Origin of the sequence: Gilliamella sp. B3817 (genome assembly GCF_026536705.1) — a bacterium.
GTDB classification, from domain to species: Bacteria; Pseudomonadota; Gammaproteobacteria; order Enterobacterales; family Orbaceae; genus Gilliamella; species Gilliamella apicola_I.
This window is the reverse complement of record NZ_JAFNNV010000001.1, coordinates 384482-409886: the sequence shown is the minus strand read 5'-3', so window position 1 is coordinate 409886 and position 25405 is coordinate 384482. Positions and strand designations below refer to the sequence as shown.

Genomic DNA, 25405 nt, shown 5'->3' with positions numbered 1-25405 from the left:
TTAAATTAAATCAGGATTGAATCATGATTCGCTATCAGGGTAAAAATGTTGTTATCATTGGGTTAGGTGTCACAGGGCTTTCTTGTGTTGACTATTTTCTTGCGCAAAATGTTATTCCTAAAGTAATTGATACTCGTTTATTACCTTCAGGATTAGAACAACTGGATCAACGAGTTGCCTATCATTTAGGCGATTTAAATGTCGATTGGCTATTCGATGCTGATTTAATAATTGTTAGCCCTGGTATCGCTTTATCAACCCCTGAACTCAAACAAGCTGCCGATAAAGGTATCGAAATCATTGGCGATATAGAGCTTTTTTGTCGTGAAGTTAATCAACTACCTAATAAAAAGATTGTGGCAATCACAGGCGCTAATGGCAAAACGACGGTGACGACATTAGTTGGTGAAATTGTTAAGTCTACAGGTATCAAAGTGGGTGTCGGTGGCAATATAGGTCAACCTGCACTATCTTTACTGGCTCAAGATTGCGATGTGTACGTACTTGAGCTGTCTAGCTTTCAGCTTGAAACCACGCACAGTTTGCATGCAACGGTTGCAACGATTTTGAATATCTCAGAAGATCATATGGATAGGTATCCTTTAGGACTCAAACAATATGTAGAGGCTAAACAACGAATTTATGTGAATGCAAAATACTGTGTAGTAAATCATGATGATAAACTAACTTTTCCAAAAGAAAAAGATAGTCATAATGTGTTATTTGGATTACATGCAGGCGATTATCATCTGGATAATGATTATGCACATTTGATTGCGCAGGAAAAGCCCGTTTTATCGACTAAAACAATGAAACTAACGGGAAGCCACAATTATCTCAATACGTTAGCAGCATTAGCTATTGCAGATAAATTATCAATATCACGACAATCTAGTTTAGCAACAATAGCCAACTTTCATGGTTTACCTCATCGTTTTGAATTAGTTTTGGAACAAAATGGGGTCAAATGGATTAATGATTCTAAAGCAACCAATGTAGGTAGTACGGAAGCTGCTTTAAAAAGTGTCGTATGTCATGGAAAATTATTTTTATTGCTTGGTGGTGATGGAAAATCAGCTGATTTTTCTCCATTAATTCCATATCTAAAAAATAGTCATCTTGAAATTTTTTGTTTTGGTCGGGATCGTGAGTTATTAGCAAAATTAGCACCCAAAATCACAACAATGACTGCGACATTAGCTGAGGCTATGCAAATAATCGCTCAAAAAGTAGAGGCTAACGATATTGTTTTACTCTCACCAGCTTGTGCAAGTTTAGACCAATTTAAAAACTATATAGAGCGAGGAAATCAATTTGCACTTCTGGCTAAACAATATGCGCAAAGGAGTGAAAAATGATTTCGTTGGCTATAAAAAAGCAAGTTAATCCTCACGTCCCTTTTGATAATCAATTGCTTTGGACGGTATTTGGATTGATGATATTCGGATTAGTTATGGTGACATCAGCGTCAATGTCATCGAATGATAATAATCCTTTTTTCTATACTCAGCGTGAACTCATACAGCTGGGTATTTCACTTGTTTTAATGTGTATAACCTTATCGATCCCAATGAAACGTTGGCAGCAATTTGGAACAGTATTACTCATTATGACAATTATCATGCTTGTTGCGGTTTTAGGCGTGGGGTCTTCCATTAATGGCGCTGCAAGATGGATTCCGCTAGGCGTTTTTAACTTTCAACCGGCAGAGCTTGCTAAATTGGCTTTATTTGTCTTTTTAGCAAGTTATTTGACTCGAAAGTCAGATGAAGTACAAAATGGATTTTGGGGCTTTTTTAAGCCAATGGTCGTTATGGCTGTGCTTTCCATTTTGCTATTACTTCAACCCGATCTAGGCACAGTGATTGTATTATTTATTGTTACTATCGGAATTCTATTTATCGCTGGTGCAAAGTTGTGGCAATTTATCGCTATTTTATCGACAGGTGTTGCAGCGGTTGTCAGTTTAATATTATTTGAATCATACCGTTTAAAACGGTTATTAACATTTCTTAATCCTTGGGAAGATGCTAATGGTGTAGGTTACCAGTTAGTGAATTCATTAATAGCAATTGGTAATGGAGGATTTGCTGGGCAAGGAATGGGTAACTCGATTCTGAAATTAGGTTATTTACCTGAACGCCATACCGATTTTATTTTCGCTATTATTTCGGAAGAATTTGGTTATCTTGGCGTCATTTTCCTGCTGACATTACTTTTTTCTCTGGCTTTTAAGGGATTAGCGATTGGGTATCGAGCATTAAATGAAGGATTACAATTTTCTGGCTATTTAGCTTGCCAAATCGGTATTTGGTTTGGTTTTCAAACCTTTGTTAATGTGGGGGTAACATCTGGAATGTTACCTACTAAGGGATTAACGTTACCTTTCATTAGCTATGGTGGATCGAGTTTAATTGTAATGAGTGTGGCTGTGGCGATCCTACTTAGAATCGATTTCGAATTTAGACAACAACAAGCCCAAGCAAGAATAAGGTCAATAAAGTAATGAAAAAATTATTAGTTATGGCAGGTGGTACAGGTGGACATGTTTTTCCAGGTATTGCCGTTGCGCATTATTTAATGAAACAAGGCTGGCAAGTCAGATGGCTTGGCACAGCAGATCGAATGGAAGCGCATTTAGTCCCTGAAAATGGCATCGAGATTGATTTTATAGAAATATCAGGTCTACGCGGTAAAGGAATTGCTGCAATGCTAAAAGCACCTTATAAAATCTTAAAAGCGGTTCTACAAGCCAGAAAAATCTTAAAAACTTATCAACCGGATGTTGTACTTGGTATGGGAGGGTATGTGTCTGGGCCGGGTGGCATTGCAGCGAAGACATTAGGAATTCCTGTCGTATTACATGAGCAAAATGGTGTAGCAGGGTTAACTAATAAGTGGCTTGCAAAAATTGCAACTAAAGTTTTACAAGCATTTCCGACAGCTTTTCCAAAAGCTGAAGTAGTAGGAAATCCTGTTCGTGACGATTTATTAACTATTGCTGAACCTAACGAACGTTTTGAAAATCGTCAAGAACCAATTAGAGTTTTAGTAATGGGCGGAAGTCAAGGGGCAAAAGTACTCAATGATGTTGTTCCTCAGGTAATGACAAAATTATCCGATAAATTTGTTGTTTGGCATCAAACAGGAAAAGGCATGCTAGAACCTGTTATGCGAGCCTATCAAGATTGTGATATGACAAAAAATAAAGTGACTGAATTTATTACTGATGTAGCAGAAGCCTATCGTTGGGCGGATATTGTGATTTGTCGCAGTGGGGCATTAACGGTAAGTGAAATCGAAGTTGTCGGCATTGGTGCGATTTTTGTCCCTTTTATGCATAAAGATCGCCAACAATTTTGGAATGCTAAATCGCTTTCAGATATTGATGCTGCAAAGATTATTGAACAACCTGACTTTAATAGCGAATCATTGATGAGTGTGTTAAGAAATTTAAATAGAGATAAATTAATCGAAATGGCGGTTAAGGCGAAAAGTCTATCTATTACAAATTCTACCGAAAGAGTGGCGGATACGATAAAATCAGTGATAAAATAATTAGTTTTTGATATAACTTTATGTAATAATCGTGTCAAGATGTTGCAGGTTAGATCAATGTTTAGATAATAATAGCTTTAAATGCATAATTAGAATTTTACAAAATTAAAAAAGCTCAATAAAAAATAAACAAAATACTCAACTACAGAATATTTAGGAGTTAGATTGTGAATACAAAGGAATTAGCAGAATTAAGAGCAATTATTCCTCAAATGAAACGTGTCAAACATATCCATTTTGTGGGTATTGGTGGCGCAGGTATGGGAGGAATTGCTGAAGTTCTTGCTAATGAAGGTTACGAAATTAGTGGCTCAGATATTGCAGAAAATGCTGTTACTGAGCATCTAAAAAAATTAGGTGCGAAAATTGTGATTGGTCATGCAGCTGAAAATGTGATTAATTCAAGCGTTGTCGTAATCTCTTCCGCAATTTCACAAGATAATATTGAAGTTGTAGCAGCGCGGGAAGCTCGTATTCCTGTTATTCAGCGGGCTGAAATGTTAGCCGAGCTTATGCGTTTCCGATATGGTATCGCTATTGCGGGTACACATGGTAAAACAACGACAACCGCCATGGTCACCGCTATTTATGCCGAAGCGAAACTTGATCCAACGTTTGTTAATGGCGGTTTAGTTAAAGCGGCAGGCACGCATGCTAAATTAGGTAGTAGCCGTTATTTTATTGCTGAAGCAGATGAAAGTGATGCTTCATTTTTACACTTACAACCTATGGTTTCTATTGTTACCAATATTGAACCAGATCATATGGACACCTATCAAGGTAGTGTGGAAAATCTTAAACAAACATTCATCTCTTTTTTGCGTAATTTACCTTTTTATGGTCTAGCGGTGATGTGTTATGACGATCCAATTAATCGTGAATTATTACCGATTGTTGGACGTAAAATTATTACTTACGGTTTTAGTGAAGAAGCGGATGTGGTAATTAAAAATTATCGCCAAGAACGAGGCGTCAGTTACTACACTGTGTGTCGTCCAGATCGTAATGATTTAGAAATCGAATTAAATGCACCCGGTAAACATAATGCTTTAAATTCAGCGGCCGCAATTATTGCAGCGACTGAAGATGGCATAGATGATCAATCGATCATTAATGCATTGGCAAAATTTGCTGGTACAAGTCGGCGTTTTGATTTACTAGGCGTTTTTCCGCATGCTAATGGTAAAGACATTATGATGGTTGATGACTATGGTCATCATCCAAGTGAAGTTAATGCAACGATACAAGCGGCTAAAAATGGTTGGCCGGATCGTCGTTTAGTTATGCTATTCCAACCTCATCGATATACACGTACTCGTGATTTATTTGATGATTTTGCTCAAGTGCTATCTCAGGTTGATGCGCTTGTAATGTTAGACGTTTATTCTGCTGGTGAGCAACCGATTGCCGGAGCAGATAGTCGTTCTTTGTGCCGTTCAATTCGTAATCGGGGCAAAGTGGATCCGATTTATGTTTCAGATTTAGATCTCTTACCTGAAATGATGAAAGAAATTTTAAAAGGTGGAGATCTGTTATTAACTCAAGGCGCGGGTAGTGTAGGTCGTATTGCACGTCAGTTAGCCGATGCTCAAATTTTTTCAGGAGAAGGTCTATAATGATTGATAAAGTTGCGGTATTGTATGGTGGAACATCTGCAGAGCGGGAAGTATCGCTTAAATCAGGTCAAGCTGTACTAGCAGGATTATTGGCTAGTGGAGTTGATGCCCATCTTATAGATACTAAAGATCAACCAATTACCAACTTAAAAGAAGATGGCTTTACTAAAGCATTTGTCATTCTTCATGGTCGTGGTGGTGAAGATGGTATTGTTCAAGCAATTTTGACTTATCAAAATATTCCTTATACCGGTAGTGATGTTTTATCGTCTGCACTAACTATGGACAAGTTAAAAACTAAATTAGTTTGGAAAGCGCTAGGTTTACCAGTTGCTGATTATGTTATGGTAGAAAAGAGCTGCTCAATTGATACTGATGCCATTGTGCAAAAGCTTGGGCTTCCTCTATTTGTAAAACCAAGTCATGAAGGTTCAAGTGTAGGAATGACGCGAGTTAATCATGCTAATGAGCTTAAGACAGCTCTCGAACATGCTTTTAAATATGATAATTCTGTTATGGTTGAATCATTTTTATCTGGCCCAGAATTTACCGTTGCTATTGTTGGAGAAGACGTTTTACCGTCAATTCATATCAAACCGGCGACAAAGTTTTATGATTACGATGCAAAATATTTGTCAGATTCTACGCAGTATTTTTGCCCAAGTGGATTATCTGATGAAAAAGAGCAAGAGATCCGTAAGTTAGCACTTGATGCTTATAAAGCGGTTGGCTGCCGAGGTTGGGGACGAGTTGATATTATGTTTGATGCTAATCAAATCCCTTATTTGTTAGAAGTTAATACCGCACCAGGAATGACAGATCATAGTTTAGTTCCCATGGCTGCAAAACAATATGGCTGGTCATTTAAAGAGCTTGTTAGTCGAATCTTGAATTCAGCAACAATATAACTGGCCTTATTTTATGAAACAAATTCGGCAAGCCGCTCATAGAAGGGAAAACCTAAAAACTAGGCGCTTGCTTATTTTTAGTAGCAAAGAGCAGTTGATTGGCTTTTTGTTTCTACTAACAATTATTGTTATTAGCGTTTGGGTCATTCAAAGTGTTAAAAATTGGATGGATGATCCAGAGCAGATGGTATTGTCACAATTAAATTTTAGTGGCGAATACACTTATACGACCGAAGATGACCTTAGACAAGCGATTCTGGGATTAGGGTTACCTAATACTTATATTGGTCAAGATGTAAATGATATACAACAAGAAATATTAAGATTTCCATGGGTAAAGCAGGTTAGTGTACGTAAGCAATGGCCAGATAAATTAATTGTTTATGTCGAAGAGTACAAACCGGTCTTTTATTGGAATGATTTATTTTTACTAGATAAAAATGGAAATGTATTTAGTGTGCCGCTAGATCGTATTGGCGAGTTAAAATTACCCAGACTTTATGGTCCGGAAGGTAAAGCAAAACCAGTATTAGAAACGTATTATAAATTAGATGATCTTTCAAAAAAATTAGCTAGTAATCAATTAGCTTTGCATATTCAATCTGCGATAGCTGATGAGCGAAATGCTTGGCAGCTAATGGTGAAACAGTGTATAGCCGATTTTTGTGAAGAAAATCATGAAATAAAATTGATGTTAGGTAACGAACATATCGAACAACGTTATCAACGATTTATCAAATTATTTCCTGAAATTCAATCAAGAATACCAGCTGATGAAAGAATAACGGTCGCTGATTTACGTTATGAGAATGGCATTTCAGTACAAAGAGAAAAAATGGCTCAGTAGGGAATAATTTAAGGCTGAAATATGAAAGCAACAGAAAAAAAATTGGTGGTTGGACTAGAAGTAGGTACATCAAAAGTACTCGCTCTTGTTGGCGAAGTTCTTCCCGATGGTATTGTCAATATCATCGGCGTTGGACATTGCCCATCAAAGGGGGTTGATAAAGGTGGTGTAAACGATCTTGAGTCTGTAGTTAAATCAATCCAACGTGCAATTGATCAAGCTGAATTGATGGCTGATTGCCAGATTTCCTCTGTTTATTTAAGTCTTTCTGGCAAACACATACGTTGTCAAAATGAGATAGGCATGGTGCCAATTGCCGATGAAGAAGTGACTGCCGAAGATGTTGAGAATGTTGTTCATACTGCCAAATCAGTAAGAATACTAGATGAACACAGAATATTACATGTAATTGCGCAAGAATATTCCATTGACTTGCAAGAAGGAATTAAAAATCCAATAGGATTATCTGGCGTTCGGATGAAGGCGAAAGTGCATTTAGTCACTTGTCATAATGATATGGCAAGGAATATAGTAAAAGCAGTTGAACGTTGTGGATTGAAAGTTGATCAGCTTATTTTTTCGGGGTTAGCATCAAGCTATGCAGTATTAACTGATGATGAAAAAGAGTTAGGGGTTTGTGTCATTGATATCGGTGGTGGAACGATGGATGTGACAGTTTACACAGGCGGAGCATTACGCCATTCAGTTGTCATCCCTTATGCAGGAAATGTCGTGACGAGTGATATCGCTTATGCATTTGGTGCTCCTCCAATGGATGCAGAAAATATCAAAATTCGTTATGGATGTGCTGTTGGTTCATTAATCGGTAAAGATGAAGTTATTGATGTGCCAAGTGTCGGTGGTCGACCGTCTCGTTCTTTACAACGTCAAACACTGGCTGACGTAATTGAACCTCGCTATTCAGAATTATTATCGTTAGTACAAAAAGAATTATTATCATTACAAGATGAATTGAAAAAACAAAATGTAAAATATCAATTAGCTGCAGGTATAGTATTAACTGGTGGTGCAGCACAAATAAAAGGAATGGTGGAGTGTGCTGAAAAAGTTTTTCAAAATCAAGTTCGTGTAGGACAGCCGTTAAATATTTCAGGATTAACTGATTATGTACAAAAGCCTTATTGTTCAACGACAGTAGGATTATTACATTACGGGAAACAAAGTTTATTAAGTGATGATGGCAAAGATAATCATAAGTCATCATTAAAAGGGATAGCTAAACGATTGACCGGTTGGTTTAAAAAAGAATTTTAGCTAATATATTTCAAGAACTTCGTGGACATTGTTGGCGGTTATATGTACAATGTCCTTAGATCGTATATTTGGAGATAAGTTATGTTTGAGCCTATGGTTGCAGATGATGAACCAGCAGCAGTCATTAAAGTTATTGGTGTCGGTGGTGGCGGTGGTAATGCTGTCGAACATATGATTGCTGAGCATATTGAAGGTGTTGAATTTTTTGCGGCAAATACTGATGCGCAAGCATTGAAAAGAATTAAGGTAGGTCAAACTATCCAAATCGGCACGAATGTGACTAAAGGTCTTGGTGCAGGTGCTAATCCGGAAGTGGGTAGAAACTCTGCCGAGGAAGATCGTGAGGTCATCCGCAGTGCAATTGAAGGTGCTGATATGGTGTTTATTGCCGCTGGTATGGGCGGTGGCACAGGTACGGGCGCTGCTCCAGTTGTTGCCGAAATTGCTAAAGAATTGGGTATTTTGACGGTTGCTGTTGTGACTAAACCATTTGGATTTGAAGGTAAAAAGCGTATGGCTTTTGCTGAACAAGGCATCGCTGAGTTAGCAAAACACGTCGATTCACTTATTACTATACCAAACGATAAATTGTTAAAAGTTTTAGGTCGTGGTGTTAAACTATTAGATGCATTTGCCGCAGCAAATGGCGTATTAAAAGGTGCTGTGCAAGGTATCGCAGAATTAATCACCAAACCAGGACATATCAATGTTGACTTTGCTGACGTTAGAACAGTGATGTCAGAGATGGGATATGCTATGATGGGTTCTGGACGTGCAAGTGGCGATAATCGAGCTGAAGAGGCGGCTGAAATGGCTATTTCAAGTCCACTACTTGAAGACATCGACTTATCTGGTGCGCGTGGTGTATTAGTTAATGTAACCGCTGGTTTAGATCTTGGTTTGGAAGAGTTTGAAACAGTGGGTAGCACGGTAAGAGCTTTTGCTTCTGATAATGCAACAGTAGTTGTTGGTACAACTTTCGATCCAGATATGTCAGATGAAATTCGTGTTACTGTGGTTGCAACGGGTATTGGTATGGATAAACGTCCTGAAGCGAAAATAACCAAACCAATTCAACAAAACTCATTGTTTAGCCAAAATAACAATTTGGGTCAACAAGAAGAGAAATTAGCTAAAGTAGTGAATGAACAAGCAATTTCTCCGCTTGAAGAAAATAAGATTTTAGATATTCCTGCTTTTATTCGTAAACAAGCGAATTAAAAGTGAACTTATTTGATTTTTTATTGTCATAGTTCAATAGAAACAAATAAAAAAACAGTAGGTGCTAATGAAACAAAGAACATTAAAAAAGACAATTCAAGCAACTGGTGTCGGTTTACATACTGGCAAAAAAGTTACTTTGACGTTGCGTCCTGCTCCTGAAAATACGGGTGTTATATATCGTCGAACTGATTTGAATCCTTATGTTGATTTTCCTGTGGATGCTAAATCGGTTCGCGATACAATGCTTTGTACCTGTCTGGTTAATGAAGATAATGTGCGTATTTCGACGGTTGAGCACATCAATTCAGCATTAGCAGGACTGGGTATTGATAATATTATTATTGAGGTTAATGCACCAGAAATTCCTATTATGGATGGTAGCGCAAGCCCGTTTGTCTATTTGCTGCTTGATGCTGGCATTGTTGAACAAAATGCGCTTAAAAAGTTTTTACGCATCAAAGAGACGGTACGTGTTGAAAATGGGGATAAATGGGCTGAAGTGAGACCATATAGTGGATTCAGATTGGATTTTACAATCGATTTCCATCACCCAGCAATTGATAATAGTTCTCAACGTTATCAGTTGGATTTTTCATCTGAATCTTTCATTCGTCAGATTAGCCGTGCAAGAACGTTTGGTTTTATGCGAGATATCGAAGCATTACAATCTAAAGGTTTGTGCTTAGGTGGTAGTTTAGATTGTGCCATTGTGGTGGATGATTATAAAGTTCTCAATGAAGATGGTTTACGATTTGAGGATGAGTTTGTTCGCCATAAAATGCTAGATACTATCGGCGATCTGTATATGAGTGGTCACAACATGATAGGTGAAGTGATTTGTTACAAATCAGGACACGCATTAAATAATCAATTATTACAAGCGTTGTTAGCTAAGCAAAGTGCATGGGAATATGTTACATTTGCTGATGATCAAACTGTTCCGCTCGCATTGGGTACAAAACAGCTTGTTTTAGCTTAACAATTTGTTTTAAAAATGAATTTAAACGCTTCCATTTTTTAATGGAAGCGTTTTTGTTTTTATAACTCATGAGATGATGATATGAATAAAAGCCATTTTTTTGCTCATCTTTCACGATTAAAATTAATTAATCGTTGGCCGTTAATGCGCAATGTCAGAACAGAAAATGTATCTGAGCATAGTCTTCAAGTTGCTTTTGTTGCACATGCGTTAGCAATCATCAAAAACAAACATTTTGATGGAAAAGTTAATCCTGAAAGAATCGCTTTATTAGCTATGTATCATGATGTATCTGAAGTGATTACTGGAGACCTTCCTACACCGACTAAATACTATAATCCTCAAATTACAACAGAATACAAAAAGATTGAAAAAATTGCCCAAAACAAGCTAATTAATATGTTACCGCAAGAGTTACAAGATGATTTTAGAACGCTCATTGATGATGACTTTTATGATGAAAGAGAAAAAAACATTGTCAAACAGGCTGATGCGTTATGTGCTTATCTTAAGACGATTGAAGAGCTTAGTGCTGGTAATAATGAGTTTAGATTGGCTGAGCAGCGTTTGAAAAAGACATTGTCTGAACGTGGAAGTCCTGAAATGAATTATTTTTTAGAAATATTTGTGCCAAGTTTTAGTTTATCGTTGGATGAAATCACGTTAGATAAATAATAAATGTTAAAGCCTAATTGTGGTTAACTACAATTAGGTAACTTATATGTTATTTAATTTCATTTTCATGAGACATATTTATGAATTATCAGGTCATTACAATTATGATACTTCTCGATAAAGGACTGCTAATGGCAGTGATATTTTAAAGCATGTTCCTTTTTTCTTACCAAGATTGAATAACTGAATATTACCGCCAAGTTCATTAACACAAGATAAAACCAAATATAATCCCATACCACGATTATCTCCTTTGGTTGAATAGCCTTTTTGGAAGATATGCTGTACCTCTTTTTCAGAAATACCTATCCCGTTATCAATGATTTCGATGTAAAAATAGCCGTTTTGGACAGTAAAATTTATCTCTATTTTTTTATCAGCTAAACTATGAACGGCATCTAAACTATTATCGATTAGATTGCCAAGAATAGTGATTAAACTATGAATGACTAAGTGATTAGAAATAGGGGCGAGCATTCCATTAATGTTAAAAGTTAACGATACCCCTAATTCTTTTATTCGACTCAATTTACTATTGAGAAAGCCAGCAATAATGGGGTCTTTAATGTACTGACTAATCTCATCTAATTCTGGTTGTTTATTGCCTATAATACCTTCTAGATAATTGACTAATTCCTTTTTATTATTTTGATATGCTAGCCCATAAATTACATGCAATTTATTACTAAATTCATGTGATTGAGAACGTAATGTGTCGGCATCACGATTAATGCCTTTTAATTTCTCTGCTAACTGGCGTATTTCAGTTATATCACGAAAAGAAGCAATGGCTCCAACTAATTTATTTTTTACATATAATGGAATACGATTAATCAAAATTACCACACCATCAATATTTTGCTCACAATCATATTCAGCAATCCCCTTGTTCATAACTTTATTTAAACGTATATTAGGAATCAGGGTGCTAATAGATTTGCCAATAATGTTTTCCTTACTCTTATCCATATGTAATATTCTAATGGCTTCATCATTAATTTGTGAAATTAATCCATTTCGGTTAATCACCACTATGCCTTCTTTGACGGTTCTAATAATGGCATTATGTTCTTCAAAAAGTTGAGCCATTTGGGTAGGTTTAAATCCATACAATCGTTTCGAAATATGACGCGATAACAAACAAGCTAAAATAACAGCTAACGTAAAGGATACAAATAATGATAACCCGATTGGTTGGCTTGACTTTGAAGCCAGATAATTAATTTTTTGTCGTGTTTGTCCAACTAAAACCATACCAATTTGTTGACGTTTATCATTGAATATCGGACTCATTGCGCTAATTGAATCGTCAAATGTTCTTGTTGATGAGGATTGATGGGGCGCTTCTTGTAACGTTTTTTGTTCATTGCCACCTACTCTAGGTTCTCTTATTTTATTTATATCGGGATGCGAATACCGTACACCTTGCATATTAAAAATGACAATAAAATCGACTAAAGAAAGTTGGCGAACTTGTTCGGTATAATGTTGGATTGCTTGTAAATTATCTGACGTGGGATTACTGACTTGATCAATGAGATTATGATTAGTTGATACTAATTCGGCAATATCTTTAAATCGTTGAGAAGACAGATAAAAATACTCTTTGTTTATCACATAGATAATATAAATATATTGAACAACAACTGAAAATATAAATACAGCGCAAATCAAACTGATAAGCTTAGTTTTAAGCGTTAATTGATTAATCATAGATTTCATATTTTATTCTTCAGCAATAAAGTTGATGGTTCAAGAATATGAATGCAGATGAGATAAAAATTATTAATTAAATACGCTATTTACAGATTTCATACTCTATCGATTTAACTAATGATTTTTTGGCTATGGATTGTATTGTTGACTTATTCATCAATACGTTAGCAAACTTGGATTCAAATGCATTCGGTAAAATAGATTCAGAAGCAAGGTTATCATCAGTATTGGATCTTAAATAAAACCTTATCCGTGGCTAAAGTGGTATATTGAGGCTGATTATCTAAAGCATGATGAAATTTAAACTGCAGTTTTGTACTTAATGCTAATGCTTTTTCTTCAAAGATTGTCATAACGCATTCCTTATGTTTGATAATAGTGTTAAGTGCTAAAATCAGAAGAGTAAATAAGTAAATAGCTAATTTTTATTAAAGACATCAGTGATAAATGTACGTTTTTATCATTAAAAGGCAGTTTACGAATGATACTGAATATCAAGAACGATTGAAAGATATTATTTAATATAAAACTAAGGTGATACATTTTACCACCATAGTTTTATGTTGCGAACTTTAATACAATCAAGTTTGAAATTTTAGAAATCTATCTTAGCACTTGCTGTAAAATAATGACTATTCTTTTTACTTTGACCAAAGTATTGATAATCAAGATTTAAATTTATCAACTGATATTGATAAACGATTCCAGCTCCTAAATTATATTGATTTTTCGTTCTGTTTGATGAATAGCTACGCATTTTAGATAATCCATTAATGCCATTAAGGGTAATATCACTATCAAATTTATTGCGACTAAAATTAAAAGTATAGCCGGTTTGACCCGTTAAAGTTAATTGACTATCCTTATTTTTGAAGAAAGAATAAGTTGCAGTCAAATCAAGCGGCATCAATAGAGCAGAATTTGTCGCTTGACCATATTTGACTAAGTTGATCTTATCATAGCTAACATTGTGAGCACTGTTTTCGGTATAAATATAAGTTAAGCCAATACTTGGAATCATTGCAAATTCTTCGGTATTTTGCCAATGATAGCCAATAGCACCACCAAAACTCCATGTTTTGTTATTGAATTTTTCCTTGATAGTATTAAAACTATCGTGAGTTTTTAAATCATTTTTTCCGAAAGAATAGCCTGCGAACGTAGACCCAAGCATATTATTAGGAAATTTATAACTGCTGTATAACTGAATTTGATATTGATGGATATCAGAATCATTTGATGAAGCCGCTTTATCCTTATATTTTCCAGTGGAATAACCAATGGCACTACCCACTAAAAGATTATCGATAACTTCTTTATCAAACCCGAGCATAAAGCCATTAGAGGTGTATTTATATCCAGAAATGCCCTGATTATTATCGGTATTTTCATAATGGTGAGTCAGGTTAACCCATAAATTATTTTCTTCACCTTGGTTTAGATGAAATTGGTGACCTCGTTTATCTAAAATGGCTTTGGTATCATTCAGTGAATTCATTGCGATTTCAGTTAAGTGTAAACCATGATTATTATTATAAAGCCCAGCGATATTTTGATTAAAAAATAGTGTCGTTCCTTTTGATTCAATGGCTAAATTACCATGTGCCATATTGCTGAGTATTTGCCAATTTAATTCCCCAGCTTTGGTATTAGTTTTACTTATCATTTCATTATTGTTTGTGTTATACATTGATTCATAAGCGACTTTCACTAAATTATCAGTAAAGCGTTTAGCGACATTTTTTGATGAAGTACCTGATTGTTGATAATAACGTGAGATTTGGCGTTTAGCTGCATTTTGTGCATTTTTTACATCATCGAAATTGGTGACATTGCTCGCATTGACAAATACAAGTTCATTTCCCGATTGCTTAAAGTTCAAGTCCCCATAAATATTTTGAACAAGTGGTTTTAGTTGACCGTCTTGAATAGAGTGTATAGTTAATTTATTATTTGCGGCTAAAACTGTCGCATTTACATCGGTTGTCGTATATTTCAATCCATTTTTGATAAAGTCATCTGTTGCTGAAAATTTGGCATTAGATGAAAGATTGATGTTATCACCGCGTATTACATTGACCTGTTTGGTATCAGAAATACCAAAGCTAACGATACCATCAATATTGAGTTGAGATGTTTTATTGGTTTGATCGCTAATTGACAGTGAACCCTTAGAGGATTCGATTGTCGCATTTTTACCAACATTTACTTGTCCATTTGGTGCGAGTTTTATAAAACCATTACCTCGGCTTGCACTCAAGATTCCTTGATCTACAACATCGAAATTACCACCACGGCTGACATCAACCGTTCCCTCTCGCATGACAATCATTTTGCCTGTTTTACCTATTAAAACAGAAGAACGATTAAAATCCTTGTTTGTCGTTTCTAATACTGTTTTTGCACCAATGATTTCAATGTCTCCGCCCGTTAAATTAAAGGTACGGGTGGTCAGTCTTGCAGGGGCAGAGGCAGTGCCAGCTAGATGATTATCGCCACTACGAATATTCGTATCACCGTCAACAATAACCGTTGTTTTTCCTGTAGAATTTGGGCCGGTGCGCATTACGTTACCGGCTAAAATCATCAAACCACCTCGTTGTTTATCTGCACCTAACTCAACATTAATATCACCCGAAACATGAACGTTAATATCGTGCTCTATAGGATCAAAAGGAAAATCACTGTGTAATCCTAAATATTGGGTAAAGAATTTGGTATCAAATTTACCAATCCACGTGTCATTATAGATTTGAAAATTGCCTTTGATGAACATGTTAATGTCACCTTGTGCATTTGAGGCGGATTCGGTAGCTGTTTTGCCACTAAAACCCAAATGGAAAGATGCATCATCTTTAATCGTTAAACCATTTTCTGCAATAATATTCACTGGTGTAGTGCTGCTATTTGTTAAAAAATAACGTTCATCGATTTGGTTGAAAGGTAAAATGATGTCTGTAGTCACATCATGATTGTAAGCTTGTACACAATTGGCGCTAAAAGCACTGATTAGTAATAAAGATATTGATTTCAATTTCATTGTTTTTTTAAGTTAATTTAATACTTTGGGGGGTGAAATAATATATTATTAGTAATGATAATCAATATTATTTTAAATTTTTTTTGATCAATATCATTTTTTGCTAGTAATGAGATAAAAACCAGGTTATTGCAATAAGATCAGCAGAACCACCAGGGCTTAAATTGCGTTCAATCAACTTATCATCAAGTTGAGTTAATAGCTGAATGCCATCTGGGTGTGTAATGCCACCTTGCAAAATAATCTGCTTAGCCTGTTGTTTGACAAAGTTTAAACCCTCAAGACCACCTCTTGATACCAAATTGGTATCCTGATTATAGGCAAGCAAGTATAGCAATGCTTGTAATAAGGAATCTTCTTCATTATAACCATTATGTTGCATCTGTTTGTAAATAGGGAGCGAGATATTTATTGCTGTAGCATAACCTGATTCTGCTTCTCCTCGTGCGCCAGATAGGTTGTGTAGTTTAAATAGCTTTTCACCCACGGATTTTATTTGATGATTTTGTTTAAGCTCATGATCAACAATGCCTTGGCAAATTGTCGACACTTCGTGGCTGATACTTTGAATATTGATTTGTCGTTGTTGTTTCGTTAATCTACCGATAGCGCCAAGTAGCAAACCAAAAGCAAAAATCCCACCTTTATGAGTATTAATTTGATGTGTAGCATGGTACATCGCTTGTTCACACTGTATCCCAATAGGTCTTATATCAGTTAAAAAAAGATGAGGATCTTTATTAGCTGAATCTATTCCATACTGATAGAAGGGTTCAAACCAACACGATATTGCCTCAATACTGGCAATAAAAGTTTGAAAATTCATATCACGGTGAGCACCGTTATTATTCATATCAACCAGCCCAGGTTTGGGTGATAAGCATATCTCTCTGATTAAAGCTTTAATGGCAAATTGTACTGGTAAAGATTGCTGATCTTTAATCAGTTTTGATTCTATGAATGCCACTTGCTTTGAATAATCGTTCATTATTGATTAATACCTATATGAAATGTCAAACTTGCTTGTCTTTTTGAAATTGTTAGAAAAGGTAACTGAATGAATTAAACCGGTACATTACCAATCTATTTAAAAATAGATTGGTAATTAAAGAACTAGTAATCATTATGCGATGATGTAGCAAGTACTTCACGATTTCCATTGTGGCTTGGCGCACTGATAATGCCTTCGACTTCCATTTGCTCCACAATTCTTGCTGCTCGGTTGTAACCAATTCTAAATTTTCGCTGAACGCTTGAAATTGAAGCTCGGCGAGTTTCAACAACAAATTCTACAACCTGATCGAATAGGGGATCCAGTTCTTCGTCAAGACTATCTGAACTACCGCTTTCGCCGTCATCGGTGGCTACGGTGACATTTTCAATGTATTTTGGCGTACCACGCGCTTTCCAATCTTGAACGACCGCATGGACTTCTTCATCACGGACAAATGCACCATGAACACGTATCGGAATTGAACTATTAGGCGCAAGATATAGCATATCTCCCATACCAAGTAACGATTCTGCCCCCATTTGATCCAAAATAGTGCGTGAGTCTATTTTACTCGAAACTGTAAAAGCAATACGCGTAGGGATGTTGGCTTTGATTAAACCTGTAATTACATCTACGGATGGACGCTGCGTGGCTAATACAAGGTGAATACCCGCAGCCCGTGCTTTTTGAGCAAGCCTTGCAATTAATTCTTCGACTTTTTTACCTACTGCCATGATAAGATCGGCAAATTCATCAACCATGACAACAATATAAGGTAATTTTTCCAATGTCGGCATATTGAGATCCATACTGTCGGTTGGTTTCCAAAGTGGATCGGGAATCGGTCTACCCATTTCTTCTGCTTGTTTAATTTTTTCATTATAACCAGCAATATTGCGTACACCTAAAACTGACATAAGTCGGTAACGCTTTTCCATCTCATTAACACACCAATTAAGGGCGTTAGCGGCGTCTTTCATATCGGTCACGACTTGTGTTAATAGATGCGGGATCCCTTCGTAAATTGACAGTTCAAGCATTTTAGGGTCAATCATAATAAACCGGACATCTTCTGGCGATGATTTATATAAAATGCTTAAAATCATGGCATTGACACCAACGGATTTACCTGACCCCGTGGTACCGGCAACCAATAAATGTGGCATCTTTGCTAAATCGGCAACTACAGATTGCCCTGAGATATCTTTACCTAACACAACCGTAAGTGGCGATTGGGCATTTCTAAATTGTGGGCTGTCTAAGACTTCTCTAAAATAGACTGTTTGTCGATTTTTATTCGGTAACTCTATGCCAACATAAGGTTTGCCTGGAATGACTTCTACCACACGTACAGATGGCATTGAAAGCGAACGAGCCAAATCCCTATCTAGCGTAGAAATACGAGCAGCTTTGATACCCGGTGCAAGCTCAATTTCAAAGCGAGTAATAACTGGGCCAGGCATGTAATCGACAACTTTCGCTTTGACTCGATAGTCAGAAAGGCTTTTTTCAATCAATTCTGACATCGCATTTAAGGCTGCATGATCCACTTTAATGCGTGTTGTTGGTGGTGCAGTAAGCAAGTTTAATGACGGCAGTGGTGTGGTTGGTTTTGGTAATGGTTTATCATCACGTCTTAATAATGGGTGAATCAAACTTTCACCCTCATCATTCTCTTCCTCTTCGCTGTCATTTTCACGTAAAGCAAAAGTTTGCACTTGAGTCTCCTCAAGCCTTACCTCTTCTGGATATATATCATCGATGATTGGGTTTTCTTGTTTAAGTACATCAATGTCGACATCTTCGGGTTGTGGTGTTATTTGGTTTTCAACTTCAAATTGATTCTGATTTTCAACTTTTGTGGTAAAAGGTGTAACTACTTCTTTAAAAGATGATATTTCTCTGGTTGCTTCATCGTGGGGTACAATAATTTGACTATCGGGTTTTGTTTCGTTCGCATTATGCGTTAAGGTAAATAACGGTTTGCTCGGCGCATCGGTGATAGTGTATTTATCTTCTTCAAAAGGCTCTGTTATTTCAAGCTTTTTAGCTTGAAAGTCTTGACCATCAGTTTGAATTATCTGGTCTTGATTTTGTTGTTCATTGATGTTTTTCAAAATCAACTCCATACGAGCTAAGATATCACTTTGATTAAGTTCAGTGTTATTCTTTTTGCTCGATGTTTTTTTGGATGATTGCGTTTGTTTTGATGTTTCTAATGTTTGTAGTAGCTCTGCTGCTGTTTTTATGAGTTGTTCATTCTCGTTAGCCGCTAAAGAGGTTGTTGAACTATCAGATGTTTTATTAATGCTTGTTTCTAATGACGTCTCACTATTTTCACTGCTTATATTTGTTTGAAAATCATCCATAGTATCTAATTGACTACTATTTGAATTGATTGACAGTGTTATTTGAGGTTCTTGGTCTTGAGATAATTTTTGATTTTTGGGTTCAGTATCGATTTGATTAACGTGATTGACACGACGGGATAGCAATAACCATTTTACTGGTGTAAGCAAAACCATAACAAAAGCACCAAGTTTTTCAATTATGTAAAGCCAAGATAGCCCCGTTAATAAAGTTACACAAGCAAAACAAACAGCAAGAAGAATCAAAGAAAGAACAAAGTTATTCATCATAGGTAAAAGATTTTCTATGACGATTGAACCAAGATAACCACCAGCTTCAAATTCGCTTGGATCACTAATATTTAATGCAAAAAAACCCGTACTACTAAAAACAAAGGCTAAAATACCAATTATCCGAAAAGAGACACTGAAATAATTAATCGGTTCGTTAGCATGTCGATAAAAATAACCAACTAACTGTACACAAATTAATGCAATAATGACAGGTAAACTAAATGCAATATAGCCTAGAAATTGGAACAAAATATCGGAAGCATAGGCACCAATTAAACCACCAAAATTACTGACAGGATAATGCCAAGCCGTACGTGACCAACCCGGATCCGATGAGTTATAAGTCGATAGTGATAAAAACAAGCAAACGGATAATCCTATTAACGCTAATAGAATAAGTTCAATTATTATCTGTTTTCCTGTGATTTTTTGCTTTTTCAAACATGTACCTTAAAAATATCGCAGTAAATGGTTGGTATTTTACCATAAATTGCAATCTCTCACAGAGTGAATATGTTTAAATCACAATTTATTGGGCTACGATTAATCGACAAGATTGAGCGTTTTATTGAATCTTTCGCCATTTTGAACATAATGTTGTGCATTTTCAATATTGGCTGCGATTTCTGCTTGCGTTAATTTACGTACGATTTTAGCTGGGGAGCCAAGAATTAAGCAACCTTCTTCAAAGGGTAAGCTATGCGTAACAAGGGAATTGGCACCGACTAAACAGTTTTTGGCAATTTTAGCACCATTTAATATGGTACTGCCCATGCCAATTAAAACGTTATTGTCAATGGTACAGCTATGAAGAATAACATTATGGCCAACGGTGACATTTTCACCTACGATACACGGAATATTCGTTTCAATATGTATCGTTGAATTATCTTGTATATTGCTATTTTTGCCAATGTGAATAGGTGCGATATCACCTCGTAAAACGGCATTAAACCAAATTGAAACACCTTCTTCTAAAACTACATTACCAATGATATCCGCCGAATTAGCTATAAAACAGCGTTGATGAATTTGTGGTTTTAAATCACCCAATTGATAGATCATTGTTCATTCCTTCTGAAAGATTTTATACGCAAAAATAAACTGACCGCAATAAAGTTACAGATTACCATTGAACCAACCATGAGCCATTCGCTCATGTTATGATTAACGGTTGTCTGGGGATGAGCAGCGACTAACGTAGAAAGTATTACACCAATAGCCCCCGCTACCGCAAATCGAAGCGTGCCTGCCAGCGAAGATGCCGTGCCTGCAATATGAGAATAGAAATCCAACACCACCGCCATGCTATTTCCGCCAATGGTTGATATACAACCAATATAACCCGCTACACAGATAACTAAATAGATAAACCCTAAATTGGTTATAGTTACCACTGTAAGTGCGATAGCCATGATAAATTGAATTAAAAGCCCAAATTGCATCATTTTGATTGAACCGACACGGCGAACAAAACGGCTATTAATCGTATTCATTATAATCATTACGGTAATATTGAGTGCAAAATAATAACCAAAATGGATTGATTCGACACCATGCAAGTTCATATAGACAAATGGCCCTAAACTAAGAAATGAGAATAATCCAGCCCCTGAAAATGCCCCGATCATCATATAAGACAATACTTGTCTATGCCGAAATAACGTTATGAAATTACTGAGAATGCGCGTTAAACTAAATTTATCTCGTTTAGATTGACTTAATGTTTCTGGAATAGCCGTAAAAACGAATACCAAACACAACAATGCAATTAATCCAAGGGCAAAAAAATTGGCTTGCCAATTAAACCAATATAATACAAATCCGCCAATAATCGGTGCAAGTAGCGGAGCGACATTTGAGATTAACATAACAAAAGACATCATTTTAGAAAACTCATCACGATCACGATAAATGTCTTTCATTAATGCGTTCACAACGATAGCTGTTGCAGCAGCTGCTATACCATGAAAAAATCGAGCCGTAATCAATTGATGAATGTTGGCCGCAATTCCACAACTTATAGAAGCTAATATGAAAATAATTAACCCAAAAATTAAGACATAACGGCGCCCATAGCTATCAGTTAAAGGACCAAAAATGAGTTGACCAAATGAAAATCCCAATAAATAACAACTAATGGTGAGTTGTACTGTTGCATCAGAAACATGAAAATTTTCGGCGATGGTTGGCATACTTGGTAAGTACATATCTATGGATAGTGGCATTAACATAGATAATAATCCAAGAATAAAAATAAGTGCTTTTTTCGAGATGTTAATCTCTATTGATTTGTCATAGGGCTGCACGTAGCGATTCCTTCATGGATTGTTGGCTTTCATTAATTATTAACTTTTCATTTTTTGATAATAATGGCTCGATTAAATTAGTTTGATCATTAAATTCACTTATTAATGACGGCTTTATATTGGCTATTTACAAAATGATTTAATCTCATCTTCCGTAAGCGGACGATATTCGCCTTCAGGAACATCGAGAATAATATTGCCAATTTGTTTGCGATGCAATGCAATAACATGATTGTTTACCGCTGCAAACATCCGTTTAACTTGATGATAACGTCCTTCGCTAATAGTTAATTCCGCATGATATTCATCGATGATTGTGAGTTTAGCGGGTTTTGTCAGTGTTTTTTCACTTTTTAACTGAATGCCATTGTGAAATATTTCAATTAAATTATCGGTTAATGGGTGTTCAACCGTCACTTGATAAACTTTTTCGCAATGGTGTTTAGGTGACGTAATGCGATGTGACCACTGACCGTCATCGGTTAATAACACAAGTCCAGTCGTATTAAGATCCAATCGTCCCGCTGCATGAAGTTTTTCAGACATGGGTTCATCAATAAAATAGAGAATTGTTGGATGATCAGGATCATCCGTCGAGCAGACATAGCCTTGAGGTTTATTCAACATAAAGTAGCGGTTTTGTGTGATGGGTATGATTTCATAACCATCGTATTCGACAAGTTGTTCTGGACTAAGTTGATAAGCTCCTGATTTTATGATTTCACCATCCACGGTAACTTTTTTCGCTTTTAATTCCTTATTGACGATTGTACGGCTAATGCCTAAATGGTGAGCGAGAAATTTATCTAATCGCATAATATTTATCATTCCTATAGTGCACTGACAGGGGTATATATATCAAATCGGTGATTTTTGGTTTTAATTTCTGCGGTTGGTTTTTCATTGGCGAGAAAAGGTGCAGAATCCGGTCTTTTTACGACAACCCGTTTTTTAGCTAAGCGCCTTGCCGGTTCAAGTAGACTATCAGCATCACTATCACTCCCCACCAATTGTTGAAAAATACGCATTTCTTTTTTGACTAGCGCACTTTTTTGACGATGTGGAAACATCGGGTCAAGATAGACAACATCTGGCTTATCTGGATAGGAATCAAGTCCAGTAATACTCGAATGATAGATAAGATGTAAATGCTGCTGAAGCCAACTACCAATATTGGGATCTTGATAGGCACGTTGTAGACCATCGTCTAACAAAGCCGCAACGACAGGATGTCTTTCAAACATGGTGACATGACAACCTACAGCCGCTAATACGAATGCATCACGTCCAAGCCCAGCCGTTGCATCCACGACGGTAGGTAAGTAATCACCTTTTACCCCAACAGCTTTTGCTATCGCTTCACCGCGTCCTCCACCAAATTGACGGCGATGCGCCATGACGCCAGAAGTAAAATCAACAGCGATGGCACCTAATTTAGGTTCGTCTGTTTTTTGTAGCGCTAGCTGATCATTTTGATTAAGTAGGACAAACGGAAGATCTTTATGTGTGGACAACCACTGCTCAGCTAATTGGCTTAGCTGAGCGCAATGAGAACTAGTGGATACCATAATGACGTAGTAAAGCCTCTAGTTGGGGTTCGCGACCTCGGAAGTTTTTGAACAGTGTCATAGGTTCATCGCTTCCACCTTGCGATAAAATATTGTCGAGGAAAGCATTTCCCGTTTTTGTATTAAAAATGCCTTCTTCTTCAAAGCGAGAAAAGGCGTCTGCTGATAATACTTCAGCCCAGAGATAGCTGTAATAACCTGCGGCATAGCCCCCTGCAAAAATATGGCTAAAGGCGTGAGGGAATCGTCCCCATTCAACAGTTGGAACCACAGCGACTAATTCTCGAACTTGCTTTAATGTTTCTAAAATATCAGGATCTTTTTGACTGTGAAGTTTAAAATCAAACAGTCCAAACTCTAACTGACGTAAAATAAATAGCGCTGCTTGATAATTTTTAGCATCTAACATTTTTTCAAGCATTTCAGCAGGTAAAGGTTCACCTGTTTCATAATGTCCAGAAATAAACGCTAATGCTTCGGGTTCCCAGCACCAGTTTTCTAGAAATTGGCTTGGTAATTCAACTGCATCCCATGGCACACCATTGATTCCTGCAACTGAAGAGACATCAATTTCAGTCAGCATATGATGAAGTCCATGTCCAAACTCATGAAATAGCGTTGTGACTTCATTATGTGTAAATAGTGCAGGTTTATCGCCAATAGGGCGGTTAAAATTGCAGGTTAAATAAGCAACTGGTTTTTGCACGTGACCATCAGCAAAACGCATACGACCAATACAATCATCCATCCATGCGCCTCCTCGTTTATGTTCACGAGCATATAAATCAAGGTAAAAGCTACCTTTTAATTCACCATCTGTATTATAAAGGTCATAAAATTTAACTTCAGGATCCCAAACTTCGACGCCTTGTCGTTGTTTTGCCGTAATGCCAAATACACGATGAACAACTTCAAATAGACCATTTATAACAGTTTGCTCTGGGAAATAAGGGCGCAACTCTTCATCATTGATGGTATAAAGATATTGTTTTTGTTTTTCACTGTAATAAGCTATGTCCCAAGGTTTAATATCACTAGCGCCAAAAAATTCGTAAGCATAACGTTTTAAATCGGCTAGTTCTTTTTCGCCTTGCGGTTTTGCCTTACTTGCTAAATCAGTTAAAAATTCGATGACTTGCTGTGTAGATTCAGCCATTTTAGTTGCCAAGGATTTATCGGCATAAGTCTCAAAGCCTAATAAATGTGCTAGCTCATCACGCAATGATAAAATTTGTTTTATTATTTCAGTATTATCCCATTTACCCGCGTTGGGTCCTTGGTCTGATGCTCTTGTATTATAAGCTTGATAAAGCTCAAAACGCAGATCACGATTATCACAGTAAGTCATAACAGGTAAATAACTTGGGATATCAAGGGTGAGTAACCAGCCTTCTTGACCTTTGGCTTTGGCTTGCTCTTTAGCTGCTGCTAATGCACTTTCTGGCATGCCTGTAAGGTCATCTAAATTTGTGATTAATTTTGTCCACCCCATGGTCGCATCTAAAACATTGTTACTATATTTAGAGGAGAGTTCCGAAAGTTTAGCAACGATTTCACCATAGCGCTTTTGTTCATCTTCAGGTAATCCGATTCCGGATAACTCAAAGTCACGTAATGCATTATCGATCACCTTTTTTTGCGCTTTAGTCAGTTTGGTATACTCTTCACTTTCTTTAATCTGTTTATAGGCTTGATAAAGCGGTTTATGCTGTCCAACCCATGTGCTGTATTCTGATAATAATGGCAAACAAGCTTCATAAGCCTCTCTAAGTTCAGGGCTATTTTTTACAGAATTAAGATGGCTCACAGGAGACCATGCTCGACTAAATTTTTCCTCCATTTCATCAATGGGTTGGATTAAATTATCCCAAGTGTATTGACTATTTTTAGTTAATACGGTTTCAATCGTATGACGACAATTTTTCAAAGCCTCTTGAATTGCAGGTAAAACATGTTCAGGCTTGATTTGAGAAAATAAAGGAAGTGGTGTAGTTTTTAGTAATGGGTTTGTCATGTTGCGATACCTTTGTACAATGATATTGTTGTTTTATAGA

General features: G+C 36.5%; 20 protein-coding genes. 10 read left to right on the top strand and 10 right to left on the bottom strand.

What is annotated here, in order from left to right:
• The first annotated feature begins 23 nt into the window (after window positions 1–23).
• From murD to yfbR, 10 genes are all read left to right on the top strand, one after another.
• The gene (gene murD, locus J3U36_RS01825) at window positions 24–1358 is read left to right on the top strand and encodes a UDP-N-acetylmuramoyl-L-alanine--D-glutamate ligase (RefSeq protein ID WP_267380869.1); all 1335 of its coding nucleotides are present in this window, start codon (window positions 24–26) and stop codon (window positions 1356–1358) included.
• A complete protein-coding gene (gene ftsW, locus J3U36_RS01820; RefSeq protein ID WP_267352340.1) occupies window positions 1355–2506 on the top strand; it encodes a cell division protein FtsW in 1152 nt (383 codons plus the stop codon). The genes murD and ftsW overlap by 4 nt, the downstream gene beginning before the upstream one ends.
• Window positions 2506–3558 (top strand): undecaprenyldiphospho-muramoylpentapeptide beta-N-acetylglucosaminyltransferase, encoded by a 1053-nt coding sequence (gene murG / locus J3U36_RS01815; protein ID WP_267352339.1) that lies wholly within the window; start codon window positions 2506–2508, stop codon window positions 3556–3558. The genes ftsW and murG overlap by 1 nt, the downstream gene beginning before the upstream one ends.
• A 167-nt stretch (window positions 3559–3725) precedes the next feature.
• Window positions 3726–5174, top strand: coding sequence for a UDP-N-acetylmuramate--L-alanine ligase (gene murC, locus J3U36_RS01810; RefSeq protein WP_411589921.1), 1449 nt, complete (start codon window positions 3726–3728; stop codon window positions 5172–5174).
• Entirely contained in the window at window positions 5174–6082 is a 909-nt protein-coding gene (locus J3U36_RS01805) for a D-alanine--D-alanine ligase (protein WP_267352338.1), read from the top strand. The genes murC and J3U36_RS01805 overlap by 1 nt, the downstream gene beginning before the upstream one ends.
• Window positions 6083–6095: 13 nt before the next feature.
• Window positions 6096–6929: an FtsQ-type POTRA domain-containing protein gene (locus J3U36_RS01800; protein WP_065558887.1), complete on the top strand. Its 834-nt coding sequence runs from the start codon at window positions 6096–6098 to the stop codon at window positions 6927–6929.
• A gap of 21 nt (window positions 6930–6950) precedes the next feature.
• A complete protein-coding gene (gene ftsA, locus J3U36_RS01795; protein WP_065558886.1) occupies window positions 6951–8204 on the top strand; it encodes a cell division protein FtsA in 1254 nt (417 codons plus the stop codon).
• 81 nt (window positions 8205–8285) lie between these two features.
• Window positions 8286–9425: a cell division protein FtsZ gene (ftsZ, locus tag J3U36_RS01790; protein WP_065558885.1), complete on the top strand. Its 1140-nt coding sequence runs from the start codon at window positions 8286–8288 to the stop codon at window positions 9423–9425.
• 67 nt (window positions 9426–9492) lie between these two features.
• Window positions 9493–10407, top strand: a complete 915-nt coding sequence (gene lpxC / locus J3U36_RS01785) for a UDP-3-O-acyl-N-acetylglucosamine deacetylase (protein WP_267352337.1) — start codon at window positions 9493–9495, stop codon at window positions 10405–10407.
• An 81-nt stretch (window positions 10408–10488) separates the two neighbouring features.
• Window positions 10489–11082 carry a 5'-deoxynucleotidase gene (gene yfbR / locus J3U36_RS01780; protein WP_267380868.1) on the top strand — a complete coding sequence of 198 codons (594 nt, stop codon included), beginning with the start codon at window positions 10489–10491 and terminating at the stop codon, window positions 11080–11082.
• 102 nt (window positions 11083–11184) lie between these two features.
• Here the strand turns inward: yfbR and J3U36_RS01775 are convergent, their stop codons facing one another.
• The 10 genes from J3U36_RS01775 to prlC form a co-directional block, all read right to left on the bottom strand.
• On the bottom strand, window positions 11185–12804 hold the full coding sequence (locus tag J3U36_RS01775) for an ATP-binding protein (protein ID WP_267380867.1): 1620 nt from the start codon (window positions 12802–12804) through the stop codon (window positions 11185–11187).
• A gap of 215 nt (window positions 12805–13019) precedes the next feature.
• Window positions 13020–13151, bottom strand: a complete 132-nt coding sequence (locus tag J3U36_RS01770; protein WP_267380866.1) for a hypothetical protein — start codon at window positions 13149–13151, stop codon at window positions 13020–13022.
• A gap of 242 nt (window positions 13152–13393) precedes the next feature.
• On the bottom strand, window positions 13394–15838 hold the full coding sequence (locus tag J3U36_RS01765) for an autotransporter outer membrane beta-barrel domain-containing protein (RefSeq protein WP_267380865.1): 2445 nt from the start codon (window positions 15836–15838) through the stop codon (window positions 13394–13396).
• A gap of 103 nt (window positions 15839–15941) precedes the next feature.
• Window positions 15942–16826, bottom strand: coding sequence for a triphosphoribosyl-dephospho-CoA synthase CitG (citG, locus tag J3U36_RS01760; RefSeq protein ID WP_267380864.1), 885 nt, complete (start codon window positions 16824–16826; stop codon window positions 15942–15944).
• A gap of 125 nt (window positions 16827–16951) precedes the next feature.
• Entirely contained in the window at window positions 16952–19915 is a 2964-nt protein-coding gene (locus tag J3U36_RS11375; RefSeq protein WP_416379857.1) for a DNA translocase FtsK 4TM domain-containing protein, read from the bottom strand.
• 102 nt (window positions 19916–20017) lie between these two features.
• Window positions 20018–20539: a gamma carbonic anhydrase family protein gene (locus tag J3U36_RS01745; protein WP_267380863.1), complete on the bottom strand. Its 522-nt coding sequence runs from the start codon at window positions 20537–20539 to the stop codon at window positions 20018–20020.
• Entirely contained in the window at window positions 20536–21783 is a 1248-nt protein-coding gene (locus J3U36_RS01740; protein ID WP_267380862.1) for a Bcr/CflA family multidrug efflux MFS transporter, read from the bottom strand. The genes J3U36_RS01745 and J3U36_RS01740 overlap by 4 nt, the downstream gene beginning before the upstream one ends.
• Before the next feature lie 123 nt (window positions 21784–21906).
• Window positions 21907–22599, bottom strand: coding sequence for a 16S rRNA pseudouridine(516) synthase RsuA (rsuA, locus tag J3U36_RS01735; RefSeq protein WP_267380861.1), 693 nt, complete (start codon window positions 22597–22599; stop codon window positions 21907–21909).
• 14 nt (window positions 22600–22613) lie between these two features.
• A complete protein-coding gene (locus J3U36_RS01730; protein WP_267380860.1) occupies window positions 22614–23351 on the bottom strand; it encodes a class I SAM-dependent methyltransferase in 738 nt (245 codons plus the stop codon).
• Entirely contained in the window at window positions 23338–25365 is a 2028-nt protein-coding gene (prlC, locus tag J3U36_RS01725) for an oligopeptidase A (protein WP_267380859.1), read from the bottom strand. The genes J3U36_RS01730 and prlC overlap by 14 nt, the downstream gene beginning before the upstream one ends.
• Window positions 25366–25405 lie beyond the last annotated feature (40 nt).